We start from the raw sequence: 26,336 nt of genomic DNA on the forward strand, positions 1-26,336 counted from the left end.
CTAACCGCTACGCCGCATGCGCCGTGTCGAGGCCGCGGAAGATTGCGCAGCGCCGGAACACTGCGAGGCTCGGCGGCACGTTCTTCTGGTGGCAGAACTTCGCCGTGAGCTTCGCCAAACCCTTTATATCACGCCCCGTGGCGGCGGGGAAAATCTCGACGAGTTCGTCGATCAGGCGATCGTCGACGGCGAGGCAGAATTGTTCGGACATCACGCGCCAAATGCGGCGCTTCGCCTCCGCGTCGGGCGGGTTGTATTTGATTAAGGCGATGCAGCGCGAGACGATGGCTTCGTCGAAGTCGTCGACGCGATTCGTCGTCAGGAACAAGAGCCCGTTGAAATATTCGAGCACGCGCAGAAACACGCCGACGACGGCGTTCATCGCGATATTGTCGTCGCGCCGCTTGATGTAGACATCGGCCTCGTCGATCAGCATGACCGCGCCCCAGCGTTGCGCGCGCGTCAAACTTTCCTTCAGCGCCGTCTCCATCGTCGAGACGTTGAGGCCCAATTGCCCAGAATGGACACGGTACAAGGGGCGCTGGATGATCTCCGAATAGACTTCCGCCGTCAGCGTATTGCCGACGCCGGGCGGACCGGCGCAAAGCACCGTCGTGCCGCCTGATTTGCCCTGCACGATATCGTCCATCAGCACGTCCATCTCGGCGGTCAGAATGTCGATGAAATCCGTCTGCTCTTCTGGCAAGACGAGTTTGCTCTTCAGTTCCGGCTGATAGCGATAGAGCCGCATCTCGTCGACATGCACCCAGACATGGTGATGCAGATCGAGATGGAACATCAGAATATAAGGGTGCACGGGAATCTGCGTGAAGAGCCCCGGCCGGATTTGCGCGCGGATTTCGGCGATCTCGTCCTCGCCCGAAAAAGGGTTGCTCTTGCCAGCCTTGCGTAGAAAATGCCCAAACACGTCGCCGGGCGCTTCCAGGGTCAGGCTGCGCGCAGAGAGCACCGCCTCGTCGTTGACGAGACGCGCCTCTCCGCCGCTCGTCGAGAGTACGATGACGTCTTTGCGGGTCCAATCCGTGTCCCGATGCGTGGCGTTCGGGTCTTCGGCGTGAAAGCCCGTGCCCTTGCCGGAAAATTGTTCGCCATAGCGGCCGCGCCAATCGAAATAGGTTTCGCTCGCCGCGTCGAAGGCCTCAATCAAGGCCGGCGTCTCCCGTAAAAATCCCTTGGCCGCGAGAATTTCGCTGATCGTCCTCCCAGCGACGTCGGGCCCCATGATGCGCATGAGATTGGTTTGCAGCGTGCCCTTGGCATTGGCCTTCATTTCCACCAGGATCTTGCCGGCTTCGTCGTTAGAGGTCGGCGCATAGTCGAAACGCGTCACCACATAGGGCAGCGCCTTGGCGGCGACGCTCGCCGTGAACAGCCAGCCGCGCAGCGCGTCGGTCGCCAGATATTTGATCAATGCAGGCAGCACCTCTTCAAGATCGCCAGCCTCGAAGCGCTTGCCCTCCGCTTCCAGCGCCGCGCGCAGCGTCGAGAGTTGCGCGGCGCGCGCGCAATTCAGGCCCGGATTGCTGATACAGCTCCTCGAGGAAGTCGAACTCGGCGCTGGAGAGATGCGCGAGATCGAGTTCGACTCTGTCGCCGAAGCGCAGTTGTGAAGAAAGCCCCGAATGGGCGGGAAAGCGCGCGATCAGCGCTTCGACATGCGGCTTTTCGATTTGAATGTTCATGCTCGCTCGCGCATCGCTTCGGGATAAGCGGGAAGCGTCAGCATGCGCTGGTCTTCGAGCGCAGCGCCGACAGTGAAGTGGTAGAGGTCCTGAAAGGCGTATTCGTCTGGCGGCAGGCCCAGCATCACGTGGATCTCATCGTCGAAGAAACAGCCGATCCCCGTGCCGGCGAGGCCAATGGCGCTCGCCCAGAGATAGAGCGCCTGGCCGATTGCGCCGGCCTCCCAATGCAGTCGGCGATAGCCGAAACCGCCGTCCTCTTTGAGCGTGCGGTCGAAATCAGCGATCATCGCCACGGCAAAACAGCCCTTGCCGGCGATCGCCTGGCGGCAGGCGTTTATCGTCGCGTCGCGCTCGACGGAGCCGCGCCGCAGGCGGAAGAGCTTGAGAGGGCCAATCTCGATCGGCGTCCAAAGCAGCGCCAGCGCCGATCTCTCGCGCAACCGCGCCGTGGTTTCGGCGTCACGCTGCAGCAGATAGAGACCCGACTCCAGCCCGTCGACCCGATGCACGAAGAGCAGGAGGTTGAGGCGCGGCGGCCAGGGGAAAGGGGCGAGCCAGGGTTCGGCGCCGGGCAGCGTGGCCGTCAGCATGGCGCAAAAGGCCTCGTGCGAGAGCGTCGCGACGCCGTCCATGCGTTGCGCGCTGCGTCGCCGTCTCACCGTGCGGCCGATGTCTGGCAACGGGAAGGGGAACGCGGGTTTCGGCGCAGCGTGTGACAAAGGCTCCAAAGTCCGCGTACGGGTCTTGCGGCAAAGCAGCGCCGCCAGATCGACGAGAGGCCAACCGTCGTGATCTTCACTCAGGCGGTTGGCGGCGCCGCTCCATTGGCGTGGCGCCTGCGCCACCGCGCCGATGTCGACGCGGGTCGGCGCGTCGGCGCCCACCGTGATCCAAAGCAGCGCATCGGGGTGTTCCTCCTCCCGGCGATGCGCTGCGTCGGGCCGATCCAAGCCCAGCAAGGCCGCGGCCTCCGCGTCCGAGGGCTCGCACAGCAGATGCGCGCGCCAGCCGAGCGCCGCGGCGGCCTGCGCGGCCGCGGCGATTGCATGGCCAACGTCGAGTTGACAATAGCGAAACGCCCGCTCGCCATATTTCCAGCTCTCGCGCCAGGGCACTGAACTCAATCCCAGCAGAAATCCGCCCTGGGGCAAAGCGACGGCGGCTTCGAACCTAGCGCGGCGTTCCAGCGCATGGTGTTCTGGGGCGTAATGATAGAGCGCCGCCGTGTCTCCAAGGCCCTCGGCGGCGTTGGTCACGAGGTAAATTTCGGTCGGGTGCAGATTGCCGGAGGAGGGGTTGTTGCGCAACGCCCAAGTCGAGCCCTCGAAGCTCTTCCAGGCGCTGAGGCCAAAGCCGAGTTCGAGGAAAAGGCCCAGCGCCGCGCGCTCCAACGGCGCAGATTGTGGGGCTGGACCGGGAAAAGGCGCCGTCGCTTCACGATCACGCAACGGCAGGTCAATCAAGGGCGCGCCGGCGAAGCGCCGGAAGGGCGAGGGCTGCGATGTCAAATCGAGAAAGGCTGGCCCCAGCGCATAGCGCGTCGGCGCATGTTTAGTGCGCTTATGGTAGCCGCGAATGTCGCTAGGCCAAGAGTCGCGGTCGGTTGGATGTCCGCCGCTCGACTGGGCACGGATTTTGATTTCAGCTTCGGTCATCGGGTTTCCTCGCTGGCCTCCTTAGATTCAAAAAGGGCGCCCGCGGCGACGCGAGATGCGAAAACCAATCGGATCAACGCTTTTGCGTGGGAAGGCGCGGGTCCGTGTCGAGAAAATGCGCAACAAATGTCGGAAAACTTCACTCTGGCGGCGATGCAACATCAGGCATTTGGCCGATTGTTGACATTGTCGGTCGCCGGCCAGCCGCCGCGGCGCTTCACGGCGCAAGAAGTCGAGATAGTCGCCTGCGCCCTCGCCGCGGTCGCTACGGCGCGCAGCGCAGAGCGACAAGTTTATATGAGTCCGATCGCCAGCGATCGCGAGTTCACGGCCACTGTCGAAACTGGCGGCGTCGTTATCACGCTCGATGGTTACGCCGATGTGGCGCTGGATTGGAGCGAAACGGCGGAGCTGGCGCGCGAATTGGCTGCTTTCGGCGCAGCTAATATTCATATTGGCTCGGCGATTGCTTGACTTGGAGCGCGCGGCGCGCCGGCATCCCCCGGGCCGGGCTATGAGCGCGAGGCAGGTTTCGTCGTAAAGGCGCGATGCGATCCTTCATTCGAACCTGCCGCATGTGCGACTGGGAGAATTTCGGGGCACGCTTGGCTTTCGCGCGCGCGAGGTTGGCGGATCCCGACGGCGAGCAGATGCCCCCTTTCCAGCTCTTGTCGGAGCCGGGTGTGACGGCGGCTGAGCAACGCTCCTGTTCAGAAAATTGGATGCGCAAATGCATCGCAGCGGCGACGCCCGATCGTGAGCGCCTAAACTTCCGTTTCTCAGATGCGCCGTTCACGAAAATCTGCCTCGGCTATCTTTCCAACGATTTTCACGATCACGCGACGGCGCTGCTGCTCGTCGAGATGCTGGAAGCTCAGGACCGCTCGCTTTTCGAACTTACGCCTATTCCTACGGCAAAGACGATGGCAAGGAGATGCGGCCACGGCTGCGGAGAGCCTTCGATCGCTTCAGCGACATCAGCCCGCTTTCGGACATCGAGGCGGCGAAGAAGATTCACGCCGACGGCATCCAAATTCTGATCGATCTGAAAGGCTTCACGCAGGCGACGCGCACCTCGATCCTCGCCTTGCGTCCGGCGCCGCTGCAAGTGAACTATCTCGGCTATCCAAGAACGCTCGGCGACGGCCTGTGCGATTACATCGTCACAGACTCTTTCGTCACGCCGTGCGCCAGCGCCGTCGATTACGCGGAATCGCATGCCGTTCTGCCGCACTCCTACCAACCGCGTGGTCGCCACGGGCTGATCAGGGTGTGCCGACGTGCGCCGAGGTGGGGCTGCCGGCGCGTGGCTTCGTCTTCTGCTGTTTCAATCAGGCTTTCAAATTCACGCCAGCGGTTTTCGACGTCTGGTGCCGACTGCTCAACGTGGCGCCGGACAGCGTGTGTGGCTGTTGGCCTCGCCCGAAGCCGAGGGCAATTTGCGTAACGAAGCGCGCAATCGCGGCGTCGATGGCGCGCGGCTTGTCTTCGCGCCGGACATGGCGCAAGCGGAACATCTCGCGCGGCTGCAACTTGCCGATCTCGTGCTCGACACCTCGCCCTATGGCGCGCACACGAACGCCAGCGACGCGCTGTGGGGTCGGCACGTAGTGACGCGGCCGGGCGCGACCTTTTCGTCGCACATAGCTGGCAGCCTCTTGCATGCGGTCGGCCTGCCAGAGCTGATTGTCGAAGATGAGGAGAATTATTTCGGTCTCGCCTTGGCGCTCGCAATGCAGCCCGCGCGCTTGGCGGCGTTACGCGACAAGCTTGCGGCAAATCGCGCCAGCGTACCGCTCTTCGACGTGCACTCCTATACGCTCGCGCTCGAAGGGCTGTTTCATGCAATGTGGCGTCGCTATCGCGCCGGCCTGCCAAATGCCGCGATCTATGCGTCATGACCGCCAGCGTATGAGCCAACGCCGCGCGTAAGAATTGCTCTTGGTATGCTTTTTGCTGGACGTCGGGCGCTTTCTGGATTCTCGATCGGACAAGACGATGAACGACACCCTTCACGAGGTCATTGTCGCCAAGAAAACCAACGAGGCCCACAATATGGTCTCGTTCGAATTAGTCGATCCGGCCGGCGCGGAACTGCCCGCCTTCTCGGCCGGCGCGCATGTCGACGTGACTGTTCCCGGCGGTCTGGTCCGGCAATATTCTTTGTGCAACAGCGCGACAGAACACCATCGCTACGTCATCGGCGTGTGGAACGACGCCAACAGCCGCGGGGGCTCCAAGGCGCTACATGCGCAAGTTGAAGTGGGGGATACGTTGCATGTCGGCTTGCCGAGAAATCGCTTTCGCGTGCCGCGGGGAACGAAGCGCGCGATCTTGATGGCGCGAGGCATCGGCGTGACGCCCATCCTGAGCATCGCCGATCACCTCAAACGTCAAGACATTCCTTTCACGTTGCACTATGTGTATGCGATGATGTCGCCGGGCTCGTTCCGCGAAGTGATCGCCGCATCCAGTTTCGCGGAGAACGTGGAATATTACTACGAGTCCAGCGAGTTGAACAAATTACTCAACCCAGCGGCGATTTTGGCGGATCAGCCGGAGGAGACGCAGCTCTTCATCTGTGGCGTAGATTGGTGGCAGGATCCGATCATCAACATTGCCGAGCAGAAGGGCTGGGCCAAGGAACGCATCCATGTCGAATGCTTCACGACGAAAGTGCCGCCGGCGGCGCTCGACAAGGTCTTCGAAGTCAAGATCGCCAGCACGGGCGCCGTTTACAAAGTCCCCGGCGACAAGACCGTCACGGCTTTCCTAGAGGAACAGGGTGTAAAGGTTCCCACTTCCTGCGAACAAGGCATGTGCGGAACATGCAAGATCAAGGTAATTAAAGGCGAAGCCGACCATCGCGACAAGCGCCTCTCCGATCAGGAGAAGGCGGAAGGTTATTTCCTGGCCTGCGTGTCGCGCGCCAAAAGCGATATGCTGGTGCTTGATTTGTAAGCGCTGCTCGCAGCCGTCGTCGCCCCCGCCGGCTCTGCGATTTTCGTCAAGCATCGGCGGGAGCAAGCGATGGGCCTCGGCGCTGGCGAAGTTTTCGAGATCGGAACATTGTTTCGCGCAATCGGAGAAGATGGCTTTCAAAATCAGGCTGCGCGTGTCCCTAGCTTCGCCCGCAGCCAGAGCCCCTTCTCGACGATCTGCGCCGCCGGATGAGAAGCCGGCAGCCCGGACCAAAGATCGGCAAACCCCATCCCTGATAGCCGAAATCTCTGTTCAGTAAGCAAGGCCGTCTGGACACCCATTTACGGTGATTGCAGCAGCAGGGCGGCCAGGGTCTCGCATCCCGCTGAGCTCAAGCGAAACTCGAAGATGGACAGGTCCTGCTCCATATGGTCCTTTGACGAGGTGCCGGTAAGACACACCATGTCGAGCTGCGTCAGATAGCGAAAAAAGAGCTGGGCCGGGCTTCGCCCGTATTTAGTGGCAAGTTCAATCAGATCGGACGCGGCAAGGATTTCGGGATTGGCGGTCAGAGTCCAGAAGCTCTGATAAACAATACCATGCTCTCGGCAGAAGGCCCGGATATCCGTGTCGTAATGGGTTTTTGCATAGAAAAGGTTCTGGATCGTCGCGGGCTTGATCCGGGCGTTCCGGCACAGGGCTTCAAGTCGTGGAAGTTCGTGACAATTGCTGACGCCCAATTGGCGGACGCTGCCTTGGTCATAAAGGCTTTCCATGGCCCGCCACGCCTCCAGCGTATCCCTGTCGTCGGGGTAGGGGGAGTGGAGAACGAGGCCGTCCAGATAGTCGGTGCGAAGATTGCGGAGAGACGCTTGAAAGGACTGTAGAACCTGCCGGCTCAAGCTGGCCGGTGACGTCACATTAACCGGCGGGTAGGCTTTGGTCGGCCATTCAGGCGGCATGACCCCGCCGCCCGTGAGCTACACGCGCCATCGCTTCCCGCCGCAAATCATCGCCCACGCCGTCTGGCTCTATTTCCGGTTCCCGCTCAGACTGCGCCTTGTCGAGGAAATGCTGCTCGAGCGCGGGATTGTTCTCTCCTATGAAACCATCCGCCGCTGGGCCATGAAATTCGGGCTGGATTATGCCCATCGCCTTAAGCGCAAGAAGCCCGGCAGGCGCGACGTCTGGCATCTCGACGAGATCATCGTCTCGATCAACGGCGAGAGGCGCTAACTCTAACGGGCTGTCGACCAAGATGGCTACGTCCTCGACGAAATCGTCCAGGTCCGCCGCAACGCCAAGGCTGCCCAGCGCTTGCTAAAGCGCCTCCTCCATAAGCAAGGCTGCCGCCCGCGCCGCATGGTCACCGACAAGCTCGGCTCGTATGCCGTTGCGCAACGGAAGACTCTGCCGAACGTCGAGCATCGATCCCACAAGGGTTTGAACAACCGCGCGGAGAACTCCCATGTCCCGCTACGAAAGCGAGAGCGAGCGATGCAGGGGTTCAGATCGTGGCGCGGGCGCCGCAATCACGGTCGCGGTGGTGGTGCCGTCGCCGGCAGCGTCATGCTGCTTGGAGTCGACTTCGCGGACGAGCTGGGCGCCGAGATTCTCGAACTACCTCCTGCATTTTCAAGCTTTCAATTGTGGGGCCGACAGACATAAAGCTAAAGTCGTTGCAGATCATATTGCTGGATCGCAAGACTAAAGATGTGAACTCTGCTGGCTCTTTCCATGTCGCTGCCGAGCGGGGACGCCCTCGCAAAGGGATGCATCAAGGGCGCGATAGCCGGTGGGATCCTCGGGCATTACGCGGGGCGGCACGGGATGCTTGGTGCGATCGCAGGGAGCCTCTATGGGAGGCATGAGGCCAAAAAGCTGTTTTACTACGGGCAGCGCCGAGAGCCATCGCGCGGGTGGTTGTAAGGCGACCATCCGTGCACCTGAGCAAGCGCTGCGGGGCGAAGACGCGGTTGGGGCAGCCATGCGAAGCGCCGGGGATGGCGAAAGGTCGCTGTAGGATGCACGGGGGAACCAACCCCGGGCGCACCCAAGGGCAAGGCAAACGGGGCCTACAAGCACGGGCGATATACCTGTGAGGCAATCGCCATGAGGAGAGCCATTGCGGCCCTGCGCCGTCACGCTCGCGAGGTTTCTTGTAGCCTAGATTAGGGTCGGATCGTCGCCTCTACCGGCGCCGTTATTGTCGGAGAGATCGATCTCCTTGGCGACGGTGACGCCGTCTTTGGTGATGCGGGGCGCGCCGAAGCTCTTCTCGATCACCACGTTGCCTCCCTTAGGACCCAGCGTTACCTTCACTGCGTTATTTAGAATTTCGACGCCACGCAAGATACGATCGCGGGCGTCGTTGGAGAAACGGACGTCTTTGGCAGTGGCATTATCAAAACAGAATAGACAGTTTATAGGTTCTGCATTAGGTTATGTAACTGTGGCACAGCCAACCGCCTCAAATTCATTTGTCATGTTCTTGCTGTAACAAACCTTGAATGAGAGCAACCCGTATGGGCAATTCAAGCAGCGGTTACAACGATTGGGCTCAGCCCAGTTACGAGGTTAAAGTTCGCGGGACGATGCATCTTTGGGGCTCCGCGGGCATCACGAAAGACATCATATTCGAAAAGCCGCTCGTGTTGCACGTTCACAACGACCTATTCGGCGAAAAGATAACCTTCGGAACACGGAAGGCCTCGGGAGCCGAAGAAATCATAGGAACTCTTCTGCCCGGAGAATGCGTCTCGATCCCCCTTCATGGGATAGCTGGCGTTTTTGCCTCCTGCGAGCAGGACTCCACCGTATGTTGCCTGATCAAGTGATGGTGGAGCGGCATGTAGACCTTGCTGCAATGATCGAACAAGAGACGAACATATGCAACCGGTACCCGCGAAACCCATTTCCCTGTCGGTAAGGCCGTTCCAAGTAGCAAATCTTTGCTTCGAGGTCGGTGGCATTCTTGGAGAGTCCTTCGTCGAGCTGGGCTCAGTAGTAGGTGCTTTCAATTTCGACCGATTCTATATGGCTCTTCGTGGCGTGACCACTGTCCCTGGCCCTCACGCCACTCTTATTCGGACGGTTCATCCCGCCACGACGGGTGACCCCAGTCGCCTGAAGTACGATTCGGATGGCATCGATGACGCGACCAAACCCGCGCCGAACTCGGGATCGCCCCCAAACCCGTTTGAGGAGCCTCCTCCGTTAGGCGATCCCGGCTCCGTTCTTGATTTGTCGGGTTTCGGGGGAAAGGCGCTGGCAGCGATGCGCGCGGAAACCTCCAAGGCTGCCTTGAGCAAGGCAGTCAACGCGCGAGCGAACGCCTTTATCACGAAATATGGAGGTACTCCGAAAATCGCAGACGCTATGAGACAAGTCATGCCTCAAAGGGGCGAGAATATAAACCGCCTGTCCGAGCTTTCTACCAGCTTGAGGGACTTGCTTGAGGCTGCATATCTTCAGGATTTTGGTGTGAACACAGTGCTAAAGAAGACATTAACGGTGACTAGTGGGACGTCAGGCCCCAATAAGGGAACTTCTGTGACGAAGGGGCCCGATGCAACGGTGCTTAACACAGCAACGAATGATTATTCCGGCAAGGAAAATCAAACGTCCGAATCAAGAGGGCTCGAATACAGGTCGCCTAACCATGAAAATGTTGCGCGAGATGCCCGGGTCCAGATCGGCCTCGGCGAAGAGGTTCTGTCCTTCGTGAAGGAAACCCACTTCCTAGACCGCATAGAGGACGTATACCAAAATGAATTGAATTCCATAGATGCCGATGTCAACCAGTTGCAGGTCGCATATCTCAATACGATCTTGATGTCGCCCATTGACGGCATTGTGACTGGCGTTTTCAAGAACCCTGGCGATCCAATAACGGCGGGCGAGCCAGTGTTTCGCGTGGAAAACAATGCCGTGGTCCTCATCGTCGCGAGAGTGGTTTGCCGAGGACCGATTTCGATTGGTTCCATCCTGCAAGTCAAGACAACTTTATTCGACACTCCGGGCCCCCCTGCGGTGGTCGTCGAAGCCCCCATCGTGTCAGTCCGGGGCCAGAGCGAGGCTGACCTGTGGGAAGTTGTCGCCAAGCAACCGAACCGCGACGCCGCCGGCAAGCAGATCTTTCCACTTGGCTACAATTTCGACTACGACAATGTTGAGGTGAACATTCTCTGAGTTGGTCAGAGTTGAACTTTTAAAGGATGCAAGGAATGCGCAGGGACTTGAGCCTTGTGAAATCTTCAGTTCCGAGAGTTCTCCTGCTTCGCCAGTCCCTGAATTCGTGAGCTGAACTCTGGGCACCGGGCAGACAACCCTAAACAGAATACCCCCATGCGTAATCAAGACCCCAATAATGGCACAAAATGGGAAGGCGGCGGAGGAGGCGGCGGCCTCGTCGTCACTAGCGTCGGGGGTCCCGGCACGATTATAGTGGACGGAGAAAGCATTCCGTATAATGAAATTGTTGAGGTTGGACCACACCGCCCTCCACCGCCCCCTCCACCCCCCCCACCTTTCCCAATAGTAAGAGTACAAAGCCCTGACGGTGCAGCACCACGCAGTCTCCCACCTAATAGATTTCCGTCCGGCGCATCACCGTCGCTAAACGATAGTAAGCTGGACAATAGTCGGCTGGCTTCCAAGCCTCCGGGACCGATGCCTGGTGCTGTCCCAGACTGGACGACGCAAACCGAGTGGCGTTTCGAACCCGATCCCAGACTGTTTTGGCAGCCCATAACCAGCGTCGACACCGGCAACCGACCCTTGAACGTCGTGTTGAACAAGATTTTGCTGCCTTGGATTAATGCCCTAGCGGCCGTGGTAAACATCCCGCGGGCCGGGCAAATCGTTGTTGATGATTTCCTGAGCCACAGTATTATAAATGTGGAATATCGAGACGCAGCATACGTTTTTCCGACAATGGGTGCGGCGGGGGTTGCCATCGAGGCAAGCCCTGCGCTGGAATTCATCTCCGCACGAGTGTCCACTTGGTGGTCCGCTTTTTCCAAAAACCCAGCTGTGTTGGACACTCTGCTCTCTCCGATCTTCATGTCGTTCGGAGCCGAGACAGGTGCTCTCTCCGGTGTGGGAGCGGAGATCGAAAGTACCCTTCCAGCGCAAGTTGAATCGTCGCTCCCAAATGTGCGAACAGCCGACTCTATCCTCTCTGAAAACTCAAGGCGCGGAAATGCCTTTCAAAGGGCGGTCACGGAAGCTTTTGGACTTGAACGAAATAATAACACGATGGTTGGACCAGAGCTTGAGTCGGGGGCCTTTTACCCGACCATTCCGGATATCGCTAATGGCGGAAATGCACCGATTGGTGATATTAAAGACGTTCTCAATATCTCGCTAACTCGCCAGTTGCGGCTGCAGCGGGATATCGCAAAGGTAACAGGCACTTCATTCAGTGTCATTGCTAGCCCGCGCACCCGTACAGTCTCGCAGCCGCTGGCAGACGCGGTTAGGGAAAGTGGTGGCTTTATTTTCAAGGCCAATCCAGCGGACAAGACGGTCAAGGTTTGGGACTCTTCTAGCCGATCTTGGGTCCCGTTCCTCAGCGAGTAATTTCCCGAAAAAGCCACAGCCTTTGCGTTAGGCTATGGCTTTGCGCGCGGGAGCTTTACGCTGAGCCGTCAATAGCTCCGACGATAGCCTCCCGTGTGGGGATTGTAGTTGCCTGCGGCCCCATAATTGTCGTGCGTGTTGCCGTTCCGGATTGGTTTGATAATGCGGCTGCGTATAGGTCCCGTTGCGGTTGTAGTGGCCATCCACATAGTGGTCACTGGAATTCGAGCCTGTGCCGTAGTTGTAGTATTGCGCGCTTACTGTCCCGCAAACCAACAACCCGGCGGCCAGCGTGGGAAGGGCTATCTTAAGCATGGCGTTAACTCCTTAATCAACTAGGAGAGTTTATCAGGATTGCGTGTGCCGTCGAAGTGGCCAAGTGTCACGCAAGCAGATTGGTCAAGACAGCCGCTGAGTGTGGGACTAAAAGTGGGACTGTTGTCGCTTAAGATTCATATGTCATTATAAATGCTATATTAAATCATCCCATTTTGTGCCACCGCACGGCAAGGCTATGAGTAGCCGCCCATTAGCACTCGCCGGTCTAGATGTTTAGTCCCGGCATCTGGTGGAGTGGGTCGAGTATGAATCTCTCAGGCTCTTTCGTCCAGAGCTTGCAGATGAACTCGTAGGGCGTGAGGCCTTTGAGCGTCTTCAACCGGCGTGCAGAATTGTATGCGGTGACGAAGTCGGCGAGATGCGTTCGTAACTCGGCGTGGCTTTCATAGAAGTAGCGCTTGACCGTGGCGTCCTTGATTGTGCGGTTCATGCGCTCAACATGCCCGTTGGTCCAAGGATGTTTGGGCTTGGTCAGCCGGTGGTCGATATCGGCGCGGGCGCAGGCATGCTCGAACGCATGCGCCCGGAAGGACTTACCCTCCGCCAGCATTTGCTTGATTTCGACAGGGGTCCAGGTCTCGCCGCCGGGATCGGTGAAGTGTGTACCATTGTCGGTCAGCACTGTGTGGATTTTGTAGGGAACGGCCTTGATCAGCGCGAACAGAAAATCGGCGGCAATACGCGTCGTCGCCTTATCGTGCAGCTCGACGAAGGCAAATTTCGACGTTCGGTCGATCGCCATGAACATGTAGAGCGTAGCCATCCGGCATAGGCCGCAGGTGTCGGCGTCGGGGCGTTTTAACGCTTGAGGAGTGTCGGATCGGCCTTATACATTTTGATCAGCTCGATCAGGTTATCGATTCCGAAGTCGGTGAACGCCATCACGCCGTCGTACGTGATCCCGTGGACCCATATGAGACCATCTTCGGGCTCCATCTCGGCAGCGACGTCGAACAGCCAATCCTCGTTCTCACCAAGTTCTTTGGCGACCTGGCTGATCGTCGTGATGTGAGAGACCTTGTTGACGTGCATTATCAGGCGACACGAGCGAAGGCTGCCGGACCTTTTGCCACCCAATTCCAGGGCAGCAGTTCATCGAGGCGGTGTGCGGGATGGAGGGCGATGCGCGAGAGGACGTCGGCGAGCCAAGCCTGCGGATCGACGCCATTCATCCGTGCGGTGACAACGAGACTATACATGGCCGCGGCCCGCTGCCCTCCGCGGTCCGACCCGCAGAACAGCCATGATTTTCTTCCGAGCGCGATGCCCCTTAGCCCTCGTTCCGCGGCATTGTTGGACATGCACACGCGTCCATCTTCAAGGAACAGCGTGAACGCCGCCCAACGTTTGAGCATGTAATTGATCGCCTTGACCAGATCATGCCCGCGCGAGAGCCTCGCTGCCTGCGTGCGCAAATAGTCCTGCAGATCATCGACCAGCGGTCGGCTCAGCGTGTGGCGAACCGCCAGGCGTTCTTCGGCGCTCTTACCGTTAATGGACCGCTCGATCTCGAAAAGGACGTCGATGCGGCGCACCACCTCGATCGCGATCGGCGACAAAGGGATTTCCTTTTTACCCGCCGCTTTGCGGCGCGCGTTCTCATCCAGATCCGCCATGGCGAAGAACGGGCGCCGTGCGTGAACCCAGCACGCCGCCTCCTTGACCGGACCCGGCTTGCGATCCGCCAGATAGAGCCTGTTGTAGCCGTCATAGGCGTCGGCTTGCAGGATGCCGGAATATCCCGCCAGATGCGCCTGTGGATGTTCGCCCCGGCGATCGCGCGAATAGTAGAACATCGCCGCCGGCGGCCCGGCGCCGCCGAACGGTTTGTCGTCTCGAGCATAAATCCAGCACCGCCCGGTATCAGTCTTGCCTTTGGCCAAAACCGGCACGGTCGTGTCGTCGCCATGCAGGCGTTCGGCCGCCATGACATGAGCTTCCACACGGCGGAGCAGAGGATCGAGGGCCGTGCAGACCGAGCCCACCGCGTCGGCCATCGTCGACAGCGCGATCGGCACGCCTTCCAGGGCATAGCGCTCGGCCTGGCGGTTCAAAGGCTGGTGTTGGCCAAACTTCTCGAACACGATCATCGCCAGCAGGCTCGCCCCCGCCCATCCTCGCGCAATCACGTGGAATGGGGCCGGCGCCTGACTGATCTTCTCGCAATCCCGGCAGGTGAACTTCTCCCGCACCGTCTCGATCACCTTCCACTGACGGGGCGTCGTTTCCAATGTGCGCGTCACATCCTCGCCGAGCTTGCGCAGACGCGCGCTCCCGCAGCATTCGCATGCCGTCGGCGCCTCAATCACGACGCGCTCGCGAGGAAGGTGGTCGGGGAATGTAGTGCGCTCCGGACGCTTGCGCGTAAATCCTGCGACAGTCGTCCTGACGACAGCCTTTTCGGCCGCAAGCTCGTCTTCCGTCGCCGCAGCTTCCAACTCCTCGAAGGTGAGCGCCAGTTGATCGATCAATCTCACGGACCGCTCAGACCGCTGCCCGAAGATCTGGCGCTCCAGTTTCGCGATCCTAAGCTTCTGTTGCGCGATCAGCGCCATGTCTTCCGACGCTTTCGCGCGGGCGACCGCCAATTCCGCCGCAACTTCCAGGGCCTTTGTCTGAGCGACGGCCAGCGCCGCTTTCAGGGCGGCGTTCTCGCGGGCAAGCTCGGCGTCAGCGGCATCCATGAGAGGGAGTGAATCATAAATCGCGTGATTTGAAGCGCCCTAAAATGCACGCGACCACGCTTTTTTTACTCGGTCGGGAGCGCTCTATCCGGCGCGTTCCGGCCGCCAGGTCAGTTGCGGGTTTCTCCAATCGATCCCTTCCAGCATATAGGCCATCTGCCCCGCCGAGATCGAAACCGCCCCTGCCGTCGCCGACGGCCAGATGAACTTCCCGCGATCCAGACGCTTGGCGTAAAGCGACAGGCCGACGCCGTCATGCCAGAGAATTTTGGCGAGATCGCCACGGCGGCCACGGAAGATGTAGAGATCGCCCGCGTGCGGGTCGCGCTTCAATTGCTCCTGCACCTGCAGCGCCAGCCCCTGCATGCCGCGGCGCATGTCGGTATGGCCGGTCGCAATCCAGACCCTCACGCCGCTCGGAACCGGAATCATCGCCGCGACAATGCCTCCAGCACCCGTGACAGCGCCGCCGGCTCCACGTCCGCCCACACGAGGATCCGATCGCCCCCGGCGAGAACAATCTCCATCTGGCCGTTCGACCCTCGATCGGAATAGTCCGCCGTCGCATCCCGCGAGATTGTTACGGGCAGGATCGGCGCGAGCTCCTTCGGCGCCGCCGCCTCAACGCCAAACTGCCGACGCCAAGAGAAGAGCTGGTTGGCGTTGAGGTCGTGGCGTCGCGCGACCTCGGCGATCGAGGCGCCGCCCTCGAGGCATTCGCCGACAATGCCGCGCTTCTCCTCCAGGGTCCAAGATCGGCGGCGGCGGCGCTCTGGTGATACGGAATCCTCGTCATGATGGTCTGTCGACATCGCTGATAGTGTCCGCTTGTATTTGAAATGGACACGATCACCGCGCCATCGTCAGACAGCTATCCAGGAACCGGCATTCAACGCCAGGCGGCCCTCGCCGGAGCGATACTGTAGAGCTTGCCTTCAGCCGTGCGAACTTCGGCGATGTCAATATGGAAATAGCCGATTGGATTGGCTTTGAATTTCCGCTTCGCGGAAACTTCGCCCTCGACATTCGGCAACCGGAAAATACCGTGGCGCTGAAGGCAGCGATGCAAAGACGAACGCGTCAGATGCGGAAGCGTCGCCTGTAGCGCGTAGAGGCAGTCGTCCAAGGGCAGTAGTGTGTGACGGCGGAAGGCGACAATAATTGCCTCCTCGGCGGGGAGAAGCTGTAATGGCCGAATAGCCTGCTGCGAGTAAGGGCCTTATCTTCGCCATGGCCGGTTTCGCGCGTCAGGCGTCGCCGGGCTTGAGACAGCCGGAGCCATCGGGTTAGAAAAGCAATATGACCCCGGCAAAATCACGCGCAGCGAGAGAGCTGCTCGGACTGACCCAAGAGCAACTCGCCGAGATGGCTGATCTCAGCCTTTCGACCATACAGGACTTGGAAATTGGGCAGCCGGTTCACGACTGCTTGGTCGCGACAATCCAAGTCGCTTTGGAGGCCGCCGGCATTGATTTCGCTGGCGCAGATGGGATCAGGCTCAGGAAGGACGAGAGACAATGACCGACTCGGCGAATATAGCCAGTGCTCAGGGATCGAAGGGCGAGCGCCGAGCTGGGGTCTCATTTTTCCAGCTTCGAGAGGGCCGCTGCAAATTCCCACTAGGCGGCATCGAAGAGCCGCCCGAACGCTTTTGTGGAGCTGTCACGCCGATCGGGGATCCTTATTGCGCGAGCTGCCAGGCCAAAGCCTATAGCCGACTGGAAAGGCGCAAATAGGCGAAGAGCCGGGGACGGGACCGTGAGACTAAAAATCGAGATGATGCTCAAGGCCAAGCGTGCGCATTAGAGAGACCGTGGAGCGCATTGCCAATCATGGTGATGACGCTTTCCTTGCCGTGTTTGTTCACATCAAAATAACTGATACCTATAGCCGCCCTCGAAGTGATCGAGGCCCAGTTCCTCCTTGAGCTGCTGATGGGCTTGTTCGCAAACCCATCAGGCTTTGGTCGTCGCGGCGAGCTTTTTGAGGCTCGCATCGGCTGGCAGGTTGGACACATAGTATTTCTGTTCGCCCGTCGACCGGCGTTCGCCGACAAGCCAGACTTCCTCGACCGGCATGCGCGGCATGCGATTGTCGCGCAGGCGGTGCTTATGGCCGTCCGCAACGCGAACACGTCGAGTCGCGAAAAGACATGTCGCGCGGCCTTTCGTTCCCCGGCGCCAGCTGACCGTTTGCCATTTCGCGTCGGATAACGCCGCTTCGGCGGAGACGGCAGGCTGTTCCGGGATGTGATATTTGCGGGGCTTCCACGCTTTCGCAACAGGGAAAGCCAACGTGACGTCGGCGGGGTAGACGTTCTGGCGCCGCGACAGCCCCACCGCCCACAGCAGATCGCGCGCGCTCAGCGGCTGACGAAAAGGCCCGCTGGAGCCGTAGCCTGAATCGGCAAGGACGCAGCCGGAGCGCACGCCAGAGGAAATGATGCGGTCGATCTCTTCAATCGCGATTCCGGCTTGCTCAGCACGACCTGTCTATCCTCCGGAACGCGCGCTTGCGCCATGCGCTGAGGATCGCTTGTCCAGCTCTCGGGCAGGAAGAGCCGTAGCCCCACCATCACCCGAACCTCGCGCGACGCCGGGGTAAGCGACACTAATGACTGACAGTTGGCCGTCTTTCCGAGGGACGAGGCGTATTGTGGCGCCACGCCGACCGAGTGCGCGCCCTTTTCCGGCAAGGCCGTATCGTCCACGATCAGCCATGCGTCGGAGCCGCCGACCATCCTGTCGGCTTCGGCAAGCAGCGCGTTTTCCAGCGGCGCTGCGTCCCACACGCCGCTCGCGATGAAGTGATGGAGCTGGTCGTAGCCGACGTCGCCGTCCCGCGCCGCCATCGGGTGCATGCTCTTGCGATCGCCTGCGCCGATCAGCCCCGCCACATAAACCGGGCACATCCGTGCCCGCGTCTTGTGCCGAAGGGCGTCGATGAAACGAGCGAGCCACCGTTCGAGATCGGACTTCCAGCTCTCGTCCATGGCCGGCCCTCCAAAACGCCGACCACCCATAAATCACGCAAAATGATCTGAGGGAATCCCGAAAGTGCCCGACCTCCTAAAAATCTGCCAAAGTAGTGTTAGGCCGTTATGACACGCCACATGGCGAGCGTCATAAGCAAAAGCCCCAGCAGCCACGATTAGGGCCGTTGTTTCATCAGACACGGGCTTACTCACCTCGCCCCATCCGAAATTCGATTTAGCGCGCCTACATGATCGGGCGAGTAGCCCGGGGTTGAGGTAGACGTTGGGGAATAGGGAACGAAAAAGACCGGCGGTCCGGACCCGCGTTTAGATAGAACCAAAGCCCGAAAAACGCTCCGCCGAGAGCCGTGCCGATCGCGCCAGGAACAGCACCCAAACTCCCGAGCGGGTCCGGTATATGGCGCGCCGTTCGTTCAAATAAACTACAACAGCGTCGCGGCAGCACCGATGGTACCCGAAGGCAGGGCGGCGCGCCCTCTCGGGGATTGTGGATCCCACAATGTCCGCCACAGTCCCTAGGGCGCAGGCTCCTTATACGTCGGTCATCCGCGCGCAGATCATTTGGCTCCCTTTTTCGTCGCGGTCGGCGCCGCTGAAAATGAGACGGCGACGCTGATCTATCATGAACAGGATCTGTTTGGGGGCGTCACAACCTCGAGCTATCGGTTCGGATAGCGCCTCCTATTGGAGAGGGCCCGCCCAGCGTTTTCACGCACGCTGGGATTCGCGCGGGGTTACGGTCGCTGCAACGGCTCTTCTTCATGCATGGGCGTCCAATCATGCGCCAGCCGATTTCTCGGCGTCCAGAGCCATTACGTAATGATGTCGCGCCTTCAGCGCGCTGATGCTCAGCCAGGCGGCGGCGCCGAAGCCGATGAAATGTGCGAAAAGCAGGCTGAAGTTCACGAGTAGGACGAATACGTCGAGGGCGCGGATAATTTTGTTGGGATCGGTGATGGCGATGCCTGGCGGCTGCGAAACGGTTTTGCCGATGAGCAGCGCCACGCTTAGCCCAACGCCCATAAAGGAGATCAACGCTCCGAGGCCGCTTACGACGCCGCCAAGCGTCACAAACCAGAAACTTCCGCGCCGATCATAGCCGAGATAACGCGAGGGATCTGTCTTGAGACGCCGCGCTGCGCGCATATAAGCGCGGGTGAAGAAGGCCGAGACCACGAGGAGGACCAACGCTACGGAAGCCCAAGTAATGGCGTCGAAGCGAGAACCGCCCGGGCTTACAGTATGGCCGACATAGCCGAAGGCGAGCAGCAAGCCGGATGCGACGCCGAGACAAAGCTGGGTCCAAAAAACCGCAGCGCCGAAGAATCGAAAATTTTGCGATAAGCCGTCGGCGATCAATCGTCCGATTTGATCAGATTGGCCGGCGGCATGAACCGTCGCAAGCTCGCCTTGACTTGGCGGGGGCGAGGCAGGCCAAAGAAGATTGGCGAGCGCTAGTGCGACATAGGCTCCGAGAAAAGCGGCCAGAGCATAGCCAGCGTCTCGATGGACAGCCTGCAACAGATCGGAGGTCGAAAGATCGACATATTCCCAAGCAGCGAGCGGATGACCCCAAAATGAGAGAGTGTCGCCTCGGTAATAGGTGCCGGCGAGTCCCGTCGCGATCAGGGCGAGAATGAGCAGATAGAGCACGCCCCGCAGCAATTTCGCCGCTGTCCGCCGCTTCCCATCTGCTTCGCGGTCTCCCGCACCGAAAGCCGCTGGAAACGAAATCAGCAGAAGTTGGAGGACTAGGAAGATCCCTGCCGTCAGCCCAAGCGAAATGTGTATCTCGATCAGGCTTCCCTTGGTTGTCTCGCTGAGTGGCCATAGGGAGGCGAAGGCGCCGAGCGCCAGCGTTCCGACCGAAACAAAAAGCAGCAACCAGAAGCCGCTGACTGAAATAGGATTGGTTTTTCCCGCCCGCATCTTGAGCGCCTCCCCCGAACAGAACGAGCAGCTTTCCTTTCTCGCTGCACAGAATGATGATAGCATTCACATACGGTCCTGTGTCGCTCCCTTCCGGCTCCCGTGGCCGGCAGGAGACAATACCGATCGCGGCGGCCCAGCATATATGCGCCGCTCCGCTTGCCGCAGTCGCCGAACAGCTTCAGGATCCCCGCGCCCGAAAGCGCGAGGCGGACAGAAAGTTGATAGGATGATCTGTTTTGCCCTCGATTGCGAGATCGGCCAATATTTCTCCGACGACGGAAGCGAATTTGAAGCCGTGTCCGGAAAAACCTGCCGCAAAAACGAGCCCGGATATTTCCGGATGGCGGTCGATGATGAAATCTTCGTCCGGCGTCATCGTGTAGATGCAAGTCGAGAACCGCGCGAGCTGGTCCGACGCCAGCGGCAGGCGCTCGCGGACAAACCGGCGCAAAGCCTCAACCCTCTCGGCGGCCGGCGGAAACAGGTCCTTTTCTTCGGGGCGCGCAAGCGGTTCGAAGCGGCAATGGCCAGCGACCTTTATGCTTCTTTCGTCTACGCTGGGGAAACCGTAGTAGAAAACCTCGTCGAGATCGAACACGAATCCGGGCGCGCCTCGCTTTGCCCAATGCTCTAGCAGGCTGTTGAAAAAGGACCGTGCGCCGACGGCATTCCGTTCCGGAGCGAATTTTTCAGGGGGAGGTGGGCGCGGTTGATTAGGTTCGGGAAGCGCGCGCGTTTGGCCTTCGGCCCCTCGCCTCACGCTGCCGCAAGCAGCTTTGGCAGCCGGACCAGATTATAGGCGGCCGCCGCGCAGGTGAACGCGAAGCCCACCCTGTCGCAGCCTCGAAACTTCGTCTTGTCCTGCCCGGCGACCGTCTTGATCCAGCCGAAGCCCTCCTCGATGCGCTTGCGGATGCGCTGGCTGAGCCCGTAGCCGTCATGCCGCGTCGTGCGCCTGTCGATCGCCGACGACCGGCCGCTCACGTTCTGCGCTATATGCGGCGTCACCCGCATCGACCGCAGCTCGTTGACGAAGTCCTCGGCGTCGTAGCCCTTATCGGCGGCGAGCGTGATCCGTCTCGCCCGGTCGGCGCGCGGCTCGATCATATGGAGCGCGGCGACGCGTTCGGCGTGGCCGTCGGCTTTCGTCAGGCAGGCGTCGATGAAAAGCGCGCTGCGGTTCTCCATCAGCGCATGGCCGATGAAACATAGCTTCGCCTCCTTGCCGGCGCCCTTGCGATAAAGCCGCGCGTCCGGATCGCTCGTCGAGGCGTGCGTGTCGTTCGAACGCTTCTCGCCATGGAAATCCGCTTCGCGATTGCGCGATCCGCCGCCGCCCGAAGACGGATCGTCCATCTTGTTCTCCGGGCTCTCGGTCGCGCCTTTCGGCGTGAAGCTCTTCATCGAGGCCCAGGCTTCGATCAGCGTGCCATCGACCGAGAAATGGTCGTTGCTCAGAAGCCGCTTCACGCGCGGCTGCGCCAGCACGGCTGCAAGGAACTTCGCCGCGACGTCGCCGTCGAGCAGCCGATCGCGGTTCTTCGAGAAGGTCGAATGATCCCAGACGGGATCGTCGATCCCGAGCCCCACGAACCAGCGAAACAGCAGGTCGAAATCCAGCCGCTCCATAAGCTGGCGCTCCGAGCGGATCGAGTAGAAGGCTTGCAGCAGCATGGCGCGCAAAAGCTTCTCTGGCGGGATGGACGGCCGGCCTGTCGAGGCGTAGAGCGCCGAAAAATCCCCCGCCAGGGCGGCGAGCGCCTCGTTCGCCAGGTCGCGGATGACCCGCAAGGGATGCGACTGCGGAACGCGCGCCTCCATGTCCACATAGCTGAACAGCGCCCCAGACCGATCGTCTCCGCCACGCATTCCGCGCTCCCCCTGCATCAAGAGAACGGAATCACATCACCGCCGCCAGAGCGAGGGGTTTTTCAACAGCCTGCTAGCGGCGCGGGAAACCAGCCGACAAACATTTTGCGCAGCTCAAGCGGCAGTCCGAGATCGGCGAGCAGGCGAGAACTCCATCCGCCGCCCGCGACGATCAACCGCGCGGCCGAATAGCGCCCCTGACTCGTGCGCACATCAAACCGTCCGTTCGCTAAGCTGTATTCGACAACCGTCTCGTTCTCGCGCAGAAGGGCGCCACTCCTGCGGGCCTCTGCGGCGTGCGCAAGAACTCATCTTTCAGCATGAAGGAAGGCGGCCCCAGGCTTATATGCCGCGGCGAAGCCTTCCGGCGCCAGATACATCGGCCAGCGCCGAGCTGCTTCGTCGCGACTGAACTTTTCCATCGGGATCGAATAGGTCCGCCCACTTGAAAGCGCCCCGTCATAGACCCTGCTCATGCCGGGGCGACCGAAACAAGGCCGTTGCATTCGAAAAGCGCTTCGGCGCATTCGCTTTGCAACTGTGTCCAGAGCTCGAAGGCGATGCACAGCAGCGGCACATAGTCGGGCTTTTCAAAGTAAGCCTTGCGAATGAGCCGCGTTTCCCCATGCGAGCTGCCGCGATCGTGAACGAGGCTGTGCTGATCGAGGCCCAAGACCATAAGACCGCGCCGCGCGAGATGGCAGCAGGCCGAGGAGCCCATCGCGCCGAGACCGATCATGATGGCGTCGAAGACAGTTTTCACGATTTCGAGCCCCCACCCGGACCCCGGGCGCGGCGGTCCGTGCCGCGATTATGCTCCTTTCTACGCTCAGGATGAAGAAGCCAGAAAGGGAGAGAGAGGCAGCCAGATGACCGACGCGCCGACTTTCGCCATGAGATCCACCTTTCTCGCCGCGCAGCGCAGCGACGCGGACGCCGCGGTCGCTGTGGCGGGGATCCCGCTCGATATAGGCGTGAGCTACCGTGCCGGGACGCGATTTGGCCCCGAGGCGATCCGACGCGCGAGCGCTATGCTCGTCGGCGGCGGGCGCCCGCCCCATTGGATAGACCCGTCGGCCCTGCCCATTGCCGACGTCGGAAATTTCGAGATCGCGCTCGGCGATCTGACGAAGAGCTACGAGCTCATCGAAAAGCAGGCGGGGCGCTACACCCATCTGGTAACGCTCGGCGGCGATCACGGCATCACCCTGCCCCTTCTGAGGGCGCTTCGGACGCGGCATGGCCCTCTCGGGCTCGTTCATTTCGACGCCCATGTCGATACCTGGCGGGAGACCTTCGGACAGGTCTATGGCCATGGGACCGTGTTCTTTCATGCGATCGAGGAAGGGCTCGTCGATCCGGGTCGGATGGTCCAGATCGGCATAAGATCGCCCATGCCGCGCGAAGTCTACGAGTGGACGGTCGGCAAGGGAGTGACGATTGTCTCGGCCGAGGAAGCGCAATCCTCGACGCCCGACAATGTAGCGCGTCTCGTCTGCGAGACGGTCGGAGCCGGGCCGGTCTATCTAACCTCCGACGTCGACGCTCTCGATCCGGCTTTTGCGCCGGGAACCGACACGCCCGAAATCGGCGGCCTCGCCACGTGGCAGGCGCAGGCCATTCTTCGCCGGCTCGGGTCGCACGCCTTCGTCGGGATGGACGTCGTCGAGGTCTCCCCTCCCTACGACGTCTCCGACATCACCGCGCTCGTGGGCGCGACGATGGCGTGGGAATATCTCTGTCTCGTCGCACCGATCCTTGCCGGTGGTCGCTGAGAGCGGGATGATGGCTGCACTCATGCGCAAATGTCGGCGCGCCAACTGACTTTCGAACCGTGTATTAGGGGCCTACGACGCCCTCTTCGACTCCGGCTGCGACGCTTGGCGAAGGCTTATCGTTCAATCACAAACAATCGCTTCAATTGGATTGCGCGATGGGGCCCATATCGGTCGGACTTCATAGACAGATTCCCGCGGACCTCAACGCGCATAGATTGACAGGCGTCGCTTCCACTTCTGACCGGGACCAAGCCCTTTCTTTCGCGTCCATTTCCGCCTCGCCAAACGCGATTTCGGATGCCTCTCGATCTCCTCAATGACCACCGAGCTGTTTTCGAGCGCTGGCGCTATATTGCTTGCCGCCTCTGCGGGCCTAGGTGCAGCGATTGGTTTACTGAGATCAGGCTTTGGTCGCGCTGCTTTCGCGGCCCCTCTTCTCGCGACGCGTGTTCGTGCCGGTCCCTTATTTATCACGTTCTCATCTGGAAGACTTATATCTCGCCGAAGGCAAGGAAGCACACGACCAGTTTCTATCTTCTCAGGCGTCGCGGGAGCGTCACTGCTGACGCTTGTCCGAAATATTGCATTCGCCACGTCAAAAGCCGCCTTTGATGAGCTGGTTTGCGGAACACGTTTCGTGGCGTCGATTGCCGAGACTCTTTCTGGAACCTCGGAAACACTTTCGATCATCTCCCTGGAGATGACAGACCGAGACGAGCGGTTTTTGTATTCCCGAATGAATGAACGAACAGGCTTGCGCATCAAAAGTGATCCATTCCAACCGAGATGGCAGCGAATCGTCTCGCGCCGTCTGGATAATCCTTTTTCAACCTTTGAATATGGCGAATGGAAGGTCCATGATTCGGACTAATTTCGTTCCATTGCCGTGCCGCTCATCCCAAATTGGCACGGTCACTGGTTCAAGTCGATTATCATTTCGGTGAGAATGACGCTGTCCTTTAAAACTCAACGGGTTGCTGAGCGGAGGAAGGTCGAGGATATGCATCTGAATTGAGAAAACCGACCGCTGATGTACGCCTAATTCGAGAATTTGGATCCCAAACGTTTCCTGGCATGCGCCAAGAAAATATACATCTAAAAGGTTCTTCCTCACTTCGTGTTGCGCCCTTGATCGATTGGGAGCGAGGCCATAGCTTGACCGCGTGGCAAGAAGATCGATTTGGTCCCTGGGGAAGGGCGCACGAATTCTGGACGCAAAACAGATAGATGACCAATGGCTGATTTCGGCGGCGGCCATCGGGTCTGGTGTCTGTCCGGACTGCGGGAAGCGCTCGACGCGCCGATACGGCTGGCATGAGCGCCATCTACAAGATTTGCCGGCGCAAGGCGCCCCAGTTGCTGTGAAGCTTCGCCTCCAGCGCTGGCTGTGTCGAAACGAAGCCTGCGAGCGTAAGACGTTCACCGCGCTGCTGCCCGAGGTCGCGGCGCCTCGAGCGCGCCGCACCGAGCGGGCCACCGAAATCATTTATCTTCTCGGCCATGGCGCGGGCGGGCGTCCGGGCGAGCGCCTGATCAAGCGAATTGGCATGCCGACGAGCGACGACACGATCCTGCGCTGTCTAAAACGACGGGTAAAGGCGCGCAGCTCGAAAGAGACGGCGCGGGTTGTGGGCGTCGATGATTGGGCTTGGCGCAAGGGCTCCACTTACGCGGGACCATCATCGTGGACCTGGAGCGACGGGAGGCGCTCGATCTATTTCCCGAACGCGCCGCAGGCATGACCGCGGACTGGCTCAAGCGGCATCCCGGCGTCGAGATTATCAGCCGCGATCGCTGCGGTTCGTTCGCCCAAGGGGCCCACGAAGGCGCGCCGCAGGCGCGGCAAATCGCCGACCGCTTTCATATCCTGCAGAACCCGCGCGAAGCCGTCCAAGCGCAACTCGGCCGTGCGGCGGGGTTTTCCGCACGTCCATTGCTACCGGCCGAAGGTGAAGAGATTGCCAGCGTGAGAGACAAGCACGGCGGTGCTGAACACCGCCGCCTCACCAGAGTGGCGAACGAGCGTTCAAGGCAAGAGGTTTTCGATCAGGTTCGCGCGCTACGCAAGGAGGGTCGAAATGTGATGGACATCGCGCGACAGACGGGCTTCGATCGCCGCACGGTCGCCAAATGGATCCGAGCCGAAGCGCTTCCTCAACGGAGCGCTTCGGCCCCGAAGATGACGTCTCCGCGGCATTTCGAAGAATATCTATCGCGCCGCTGGTCGGAAGGTTGCGTGCGCGGCCGGCGCCTGTTCCAGGAAGTCAGAGCACGCGGTTACACGGGCAGCTTCTCAAATCTCGAACGGCTGCTGGCGAAATGGCGCAATCCGAGATCCAGAACTGTAAAGACCACATCGACTGTTCCGAATCCGCGACCCGTTGATCCCGCGACTAGACGTTCGATCTCGCCGATCGTCGCCGCCGCACTCTGCATCAAGCCGCGTGGGCTGTTGACCCTCAATCAAGCTGCAAAAGTCAATGCCATGAAAAAAGACTGGCCAGAGTTCGCGACAATGCGTCGGCTCGCCATGCGCTTCAGGGGTCTGATGAAAAGCAAGAGCGCCAGCAAGCTCGGCAGCTGGCTGAGAGACGCCCAGAAATCGGGCTTGTACGCGATGCAACGCTTCGCTCGCACGACGCAGAGAGACATCGACGCGGTGAGAAATGCGATCACTGAGCCGTGGAGCAACGGCCAGACGGAAGGACAGATCAATCGTTTGAAAGCGCTCAAACGAACGATGTATGGGCGAGCGGGGCCAGAGCTCCTCCGGGCCCGCCTGCTTCCTGTGTAGCGGTCACTGCAACAGGAAGTGAGGAAGACCCAATTAGCTGCAGCAACGCGCGTGAACCGGCGCATTCTCACAATTTGGT

At 60.2% G+C, this 26,336-nt stretch carries 23 protein-coding genes and 10 pseudogenes; 17 read left to right on the top strand and 16 right to left on the bottom strand.

Annotated elements, in window-relative coordinates:
- Positions 1-7: 7 nt before the first annotated feature.
- Positions 8-1,703: pseudogene (locus tag WOC76_RS23175) on the bottom strand (AAA family ATPase).
- Positions 1,700-3,361 carry a SagB/ThcOx family dehydrogenase gene (locus WOC76_RS23180; RefSeq protein WP_341103201.1) on the bottom strand — a complete coding sequence of 554 codons (1,662 nt, stop codon included), beginning with the start codon at positions 3,359-3,361 and terminating at the stop codon, positions 1,700-1,702. The pseudogene WOC76_RS23175 and the gene WOC76_RS23180 overlap by 4 nt, the downstream one beginning before the upstream one ends.
- On the opposite strand from WOC76_RS23180, the gene WOC76_RS23185 reads away from it, so the two are divergent.
- From WOC76_RS23185 to WOC76_RS23205, 5 genes and pseudogenes are all read left to right on the top strand, one after another.
- Positions 3,314-3,835, top strand: a complete 522-nt coding sequence (locus tag WOC76_RS23185; protein WP_341390241.1) for a hypothetical protein — start codon at positions 3,314-3,316, stop codon at positions 3,833-3,835. The two genes, WOC76_RS23180 and WOC76_RS23185, sit on opposite strands and share 48 nt — an antisense overlap.
- Before the next feature lie 101 nt (positions 3,836-3,936).
- Positions 3,937-4,401, top strand: coding sequence for a hypothetical protein (locus tag WOC76_RS23190; RefSeq protein WP_341431614.1), 465 nt, complete (start codon positions 3,937-3,939; stop codon positions 4,399-4,401).
- Positions 4,296-4,541 (top strand): annotated as a pseudogene (locus WOC76_RS23195) (O-linked N-acetylglucosamine transferase family protein); the annotation flags it as partial. The gene WOC76_RS23190 and the pseudogene WOC76_RS23195, both read left to right, overlap by 106 nt.
- A gap of 110 nt (positions 4,542-4,651) precedes the next feature.
- Positions 4,652-5,262: pseudogene (locus WOC76_RS23200) on the top strand (O-linked N-acetylglucosamine transferase family protein).
- 97 nt (positions 5,263-5,359) lie between these two features.
- The gene (locus WOC76_RS23205; RefSeq protein WP_341103207.1) at positions 5,360-6,322 is read left to right on the top strand and encodes a PDR/VanB family oxidoreductase; all 963 of its coding nucleotides are present in this window, start codon (positions 5,360-5,362) and stop codon (positions 6,320-6,322) included.
- A 302-nt stretch (positions 6,323-6,624) separates the two neighbouring features.
- Here WOC76_RS23205 and WOC76_RS23210 read toward each other — a convergent pair whose 3' ends face one another.
- Positions 6,625-7,245 (bottom strand): aldo/keto reductase family protein, encoded by a 621-nt coding sequence (locus WOC76_RS23210; RefSeq protein ID WP_341103210.1) that lies wholly within the window; start codon positions 7,243-7,245, stop codon positions 6,625-6,627.
- Between WOC76_RS23210 and WOC76_RS23215 the strand changes: the two are divergent.
- The 3 genes and pseudogenes from WOC76_RS23215 to WOC76_RS23225 all read left to right on the top strand — a co-directional run.
- Positions 7,244-7,807: pseudogene (locus tag WOC76_RS23215) on the top strand (IS6 family transposase); the annotation flags it as partial. The gene WOC76_RS23210 and the pseudogene WOC76_RS23215 sit on opposite strands and share 2 nt — an antisense overlap.
- 213 nt (positions 7,808-8,020) lie before the next feature.
- Complete coding sequence (locus tag WOC76_RS23220; RefSeq protein ID WP_341103213.1) at positions 8,021-8,212, top strand: hypothetical protein; 192 nt, start codon at positions 8,021-8,023, stop codon at positions 8,210-8,212.
- A gap of 74 nt (positions 8,213-8,286) precedes the next feature.
- Positions 8,287-8,385, top strand: coding sequence for a hypothetical protein (locus tag WOC76_RS23225; RefSeq protein WP_341103216.1), 99 nt, complete (start codon positions 8,287-8,289; stop codon positions 8,383-8,385).
- Between the two features lie 106 nt (positions 8,386-8,491).
- On the opposite strand, the pseudogene WOC76_RS23230 reads toward WOC76_RS23225, so the two are convergent.
- Positions 8,492-8,710: pseudogene (locus tag WOC76_RS23230) on the bottom strand (TCP-1/cpn60 chaperonin family protein); the annotation flags it as partial.
- Positions 8,711-9,172: 462 nt separating this feature from the next.
- Between WOC76_RS23230 and WOC76_RS23235 the strand changes: the two are divergent.
- Both WOC76_RS23235 and WOC76_RS23240 read left to right on the top strand, forming a co-directional pair.
- Positions 9,173-10,474, top strand: coding sequence for a hypothetical protein (locus tag WOC76_RS23235; RefSeq protein WP_341103218.1), 1,302 nt, complete (start codon positions 9,173-9,175; stop codon positions 10,472-10,474).
- A gap of 597 nt (positions 10,475-11,071) precedes the next feature.
- Positions 11,072-11,866 carry a putative toxin gene (locus WOC76_RS23240; protein WP_341390306.1) on the top strand — a complete coding sequence of 265 codons (795 nt, stop codon included), beginning with the start codon at positions 11,072-11,074 and terminating at the stop codon, positions 11,864-11,866.
- 544 nt (positions 11,867-12,410) lie between these two features.
- Here the strand turns inward: WOC76_RS23240 and WOC76_RS23245 are convergent.
- The 6 genes and pseudogenes from WOC76_RS23245 to WOC76_RS23270 all read right to left on the bottom strand — a co-directional run.
- Positions 12,411-12,959: pseudogene (locus WOC76_RS23245) on the bottom strand (integrase core domain-containing protein); the annotation flags it as partial.
- Between the two features lie 44 nt (positions 12,960-13,003).
- Positions 13,004-13,237, bottom strand: coding sequence for a hypothetical protein (locus WOC76_RS23250; RefSeq protein WP_341101846.1), 234 nt, complete (start codon positions 13,235-13,237; stop codon positions 13,004-13,006).
- 2 nt (positions 13,238-13,239) lie between these two features.
- The gene (gene tnpC, locus WOC76_RS23255; protein ID WP_341101848.1) at positions 13,240-14,889 is read right to left on the bottom strand and encodes an IS66 family transposase; all 1,650 of its coding nucleotides are present in this window, start codon (positions 14,887-14,889) and stop codon (positions 13,240-13,242) included.
- An 84-nt stretch (positions 14,890-14,973) separates the two neighbouring features.
- Positions 14,974-15,321 carry an IS66 family insertion sequence element accessory protein TnpB gene (gene tnpB, locus WOC76_RS23260; protein WP_341101850.1) on the bottom strand — a complete coding sequence of 116 codons (348 nt, stop codon included), beginning with the start codon at positions 15,319-15,321 and terminating at the stop codon, positions 14,974-14,976.
- Entirely contained in the window at positions 15,318-15,701 is a 384-nt protein-coding gene (gene tnpA, locus WOC76_RS23265; RefSeq protein ID WP_341101852.1) for an IS66-like element accessory protein TnpA, read from the bottom strand. Before tnpA ends, tnpB begins: the two co-directional genes overlap by 4 nt.
- A gap of 110 nt (positions 15,702-15,811) precedes the next feature.
- Positions 15,812-16,066: pseudogene (locus WOC76_RS23270) on the bottom strand (IS481 family transposase); the annotation flags it as partial.
- A 122-nt stretch (positions 16,067-16,188) separates the two neighbouring features.
- Here WOC76_RS23270 and WOC76_RS23275 point away from each other — a divergent pair.
- The gene (locus tag WOC76_RS23275) at positions 16,189-16,410 is read left to right on the top strand and encodes a helix-turn-helix domain-containing protein (RefSeq protein WP_341103220.1); all 222 of its coding nucleotides are present in this window, start codon (positions 16,189-16,191) and stop codon (positions 16,408-16,410) included.
- Positions 16,407-16,625: a GcrA family cell cycle regulator gene (locus tag WOC76_RS24470; RefSeq protein ID WP_445730580.1), complete on the top strand. Its 219-nt coding sequence runs from the start codon at positions 16,407-16,409 to the stop codon at positions 16,623-16,625. Before WOC76_RS23275 ends, WOC76_RS24470 begins: the two co-directional genes overlap by 4 nt.
- Positions 16,626-16,781: 156 nt before the next feature.
- On the opposite strand, the pseudogene WOC76_RS23280 reads toward WOC76_RS24470, so the two are convergent.
- From WOC76_RS23280 to WOC76_RS23300, 6 genes and pseudogenes are all read right to left on the bottom strand, one after another.
- Positions 16,782-17,918, bottom strand: a pseudogene (locus tag WOC76_RS23280) (IS701 family transposase); the annotation flags it as partial.
- A 743-nt stretch (positions 17,919-18,661) separates the two neighbouring features.
- Positions 18,662-19,879: a DUF3611 family protein gene (locus WOC76_RS23285; RefSeq protein WP_445928485.1), complete on the bottom strand. Its 1,218-nt coding sequence runs from the start codon at positions 19,877-19,879 to the stop codon at positions 18,662-18,664.
- Between the two features lie 115 nt (positions 19,880-19,994).
- Positions 19,995-20,576 carry an FAD-dependent oxidoreductase gene (locus WOC76_RS24475; protein ID WP_445730582.1) on the bottom strand — a complete coding sequence of 194 codons (582 nt, stop codon included), beginning with the start codon at positions 20,574-20,576 and terminating at the stop codon, positions 19,995-19,997.
- Positions 20,573-21,685 (bottom strand): IS5 family transposase, encoded by a 1,113-nt coding sequence (locus WOC76_RS23295; protein ID WP_341103226.1) that lies wholly within the window; start codon positions 21,683-21,685, stop codon positions 20,573-20,575. The genes WOC76_RS24475 and WOC76_RS23295 overlap by 4 nt, the downstream gene beginning before the upstream one ends.
- 62 nt (positions 21,686-21,747) lie before the next feature.
- Positions 21,748-21,978 (bottom strand): annotated as a pseudogene (locus tag WOC76_RS24480) (hypothetical protein); the annotation flags it as partial.
- A 179-nt stretch (positions 21,979-22,157) separates the two neighbouring features.
- Complete coding sequence (locus WOC76_RS23300) at positions 22,158-22,448, bottom strand: FAD-dependent oxidoreductase (RefSeq protein ID WP_341103227.1); 291 nt, start codon at positions 22,446-22,448, stop codon at positions 22,158-22,160.
- Between the two features lie 106 nt (positions 22,449-22,554).
- Between WOC76_RS23300 and speB the strand changes: the two genes are divergently transcribed.
- From speB to WOC76_RS23315, 5 genes and pseudogenes are all read left to right on the top strand, one after another.
- Positions 22,555-23,460: an agmatinase gene (gene speB / locus WOC76_RS23305; protein ID WP_341103228.1), complete on the top strand. Its 906-nt coding sequence runs from the start codon at positions 22,555-22,557 to the stop codon at positions 23,458-23,460.
- 319 nt (positions 23,461-23,779) lie between these two features.
- A complete protein-coding gene (locus tag WOC76_RS23310) occupies positions 23,780-24,334 on the top strand; it encodes a hypothetical protein (protein ID WP_341103231.1) in 555 nt (184 codons plus the stop codon).
- A gap of 292 nt (positions 24,335-24,626) precedes the next feature.
- A pseudogene (locus WOC76_RS24485) lies at positions 24,627-24,800 on the top strand (ISL3 family transposase); the annotation flags it as partial.
- A 24-nt stretch (positions 24,801-24,824) separates the two neighbouring features.
- Positions 24,825-25,205 (top strand): hypothetical protein, encoded by a 381-nt coding sequence (locus WOC76_RS24490; protein WP_445730595.1) that lies wholly within the window; start codon positions 24,825-24,827, stop codon positions 25,203-25,205.
- Positions 25,148-26,257, top strand: a complete 1,110-nt coding sequence (locus WOC76_RS23315; protein ID WP_445730583.1) for an ISL3 family transposase — start codon at positions 25,148-25,150, stop codon at positions 26,255-26,257. Before WOC76_RS24490 ends, WOC76_RS23315 begins: the two co-directional genes overlap by 58 nt.
- Positions 26,258-26,336: the final 79 nt, after the last annotated feature.

This window comes from Methylocystis sp. IM3, assembly GCF_038070105.1.
Classification (GTDB): Bacteria; Pseudomonadota; Alphaproteobacteria; order Rhizobiales; family Beijerinckiaceae; genus Methylocystis.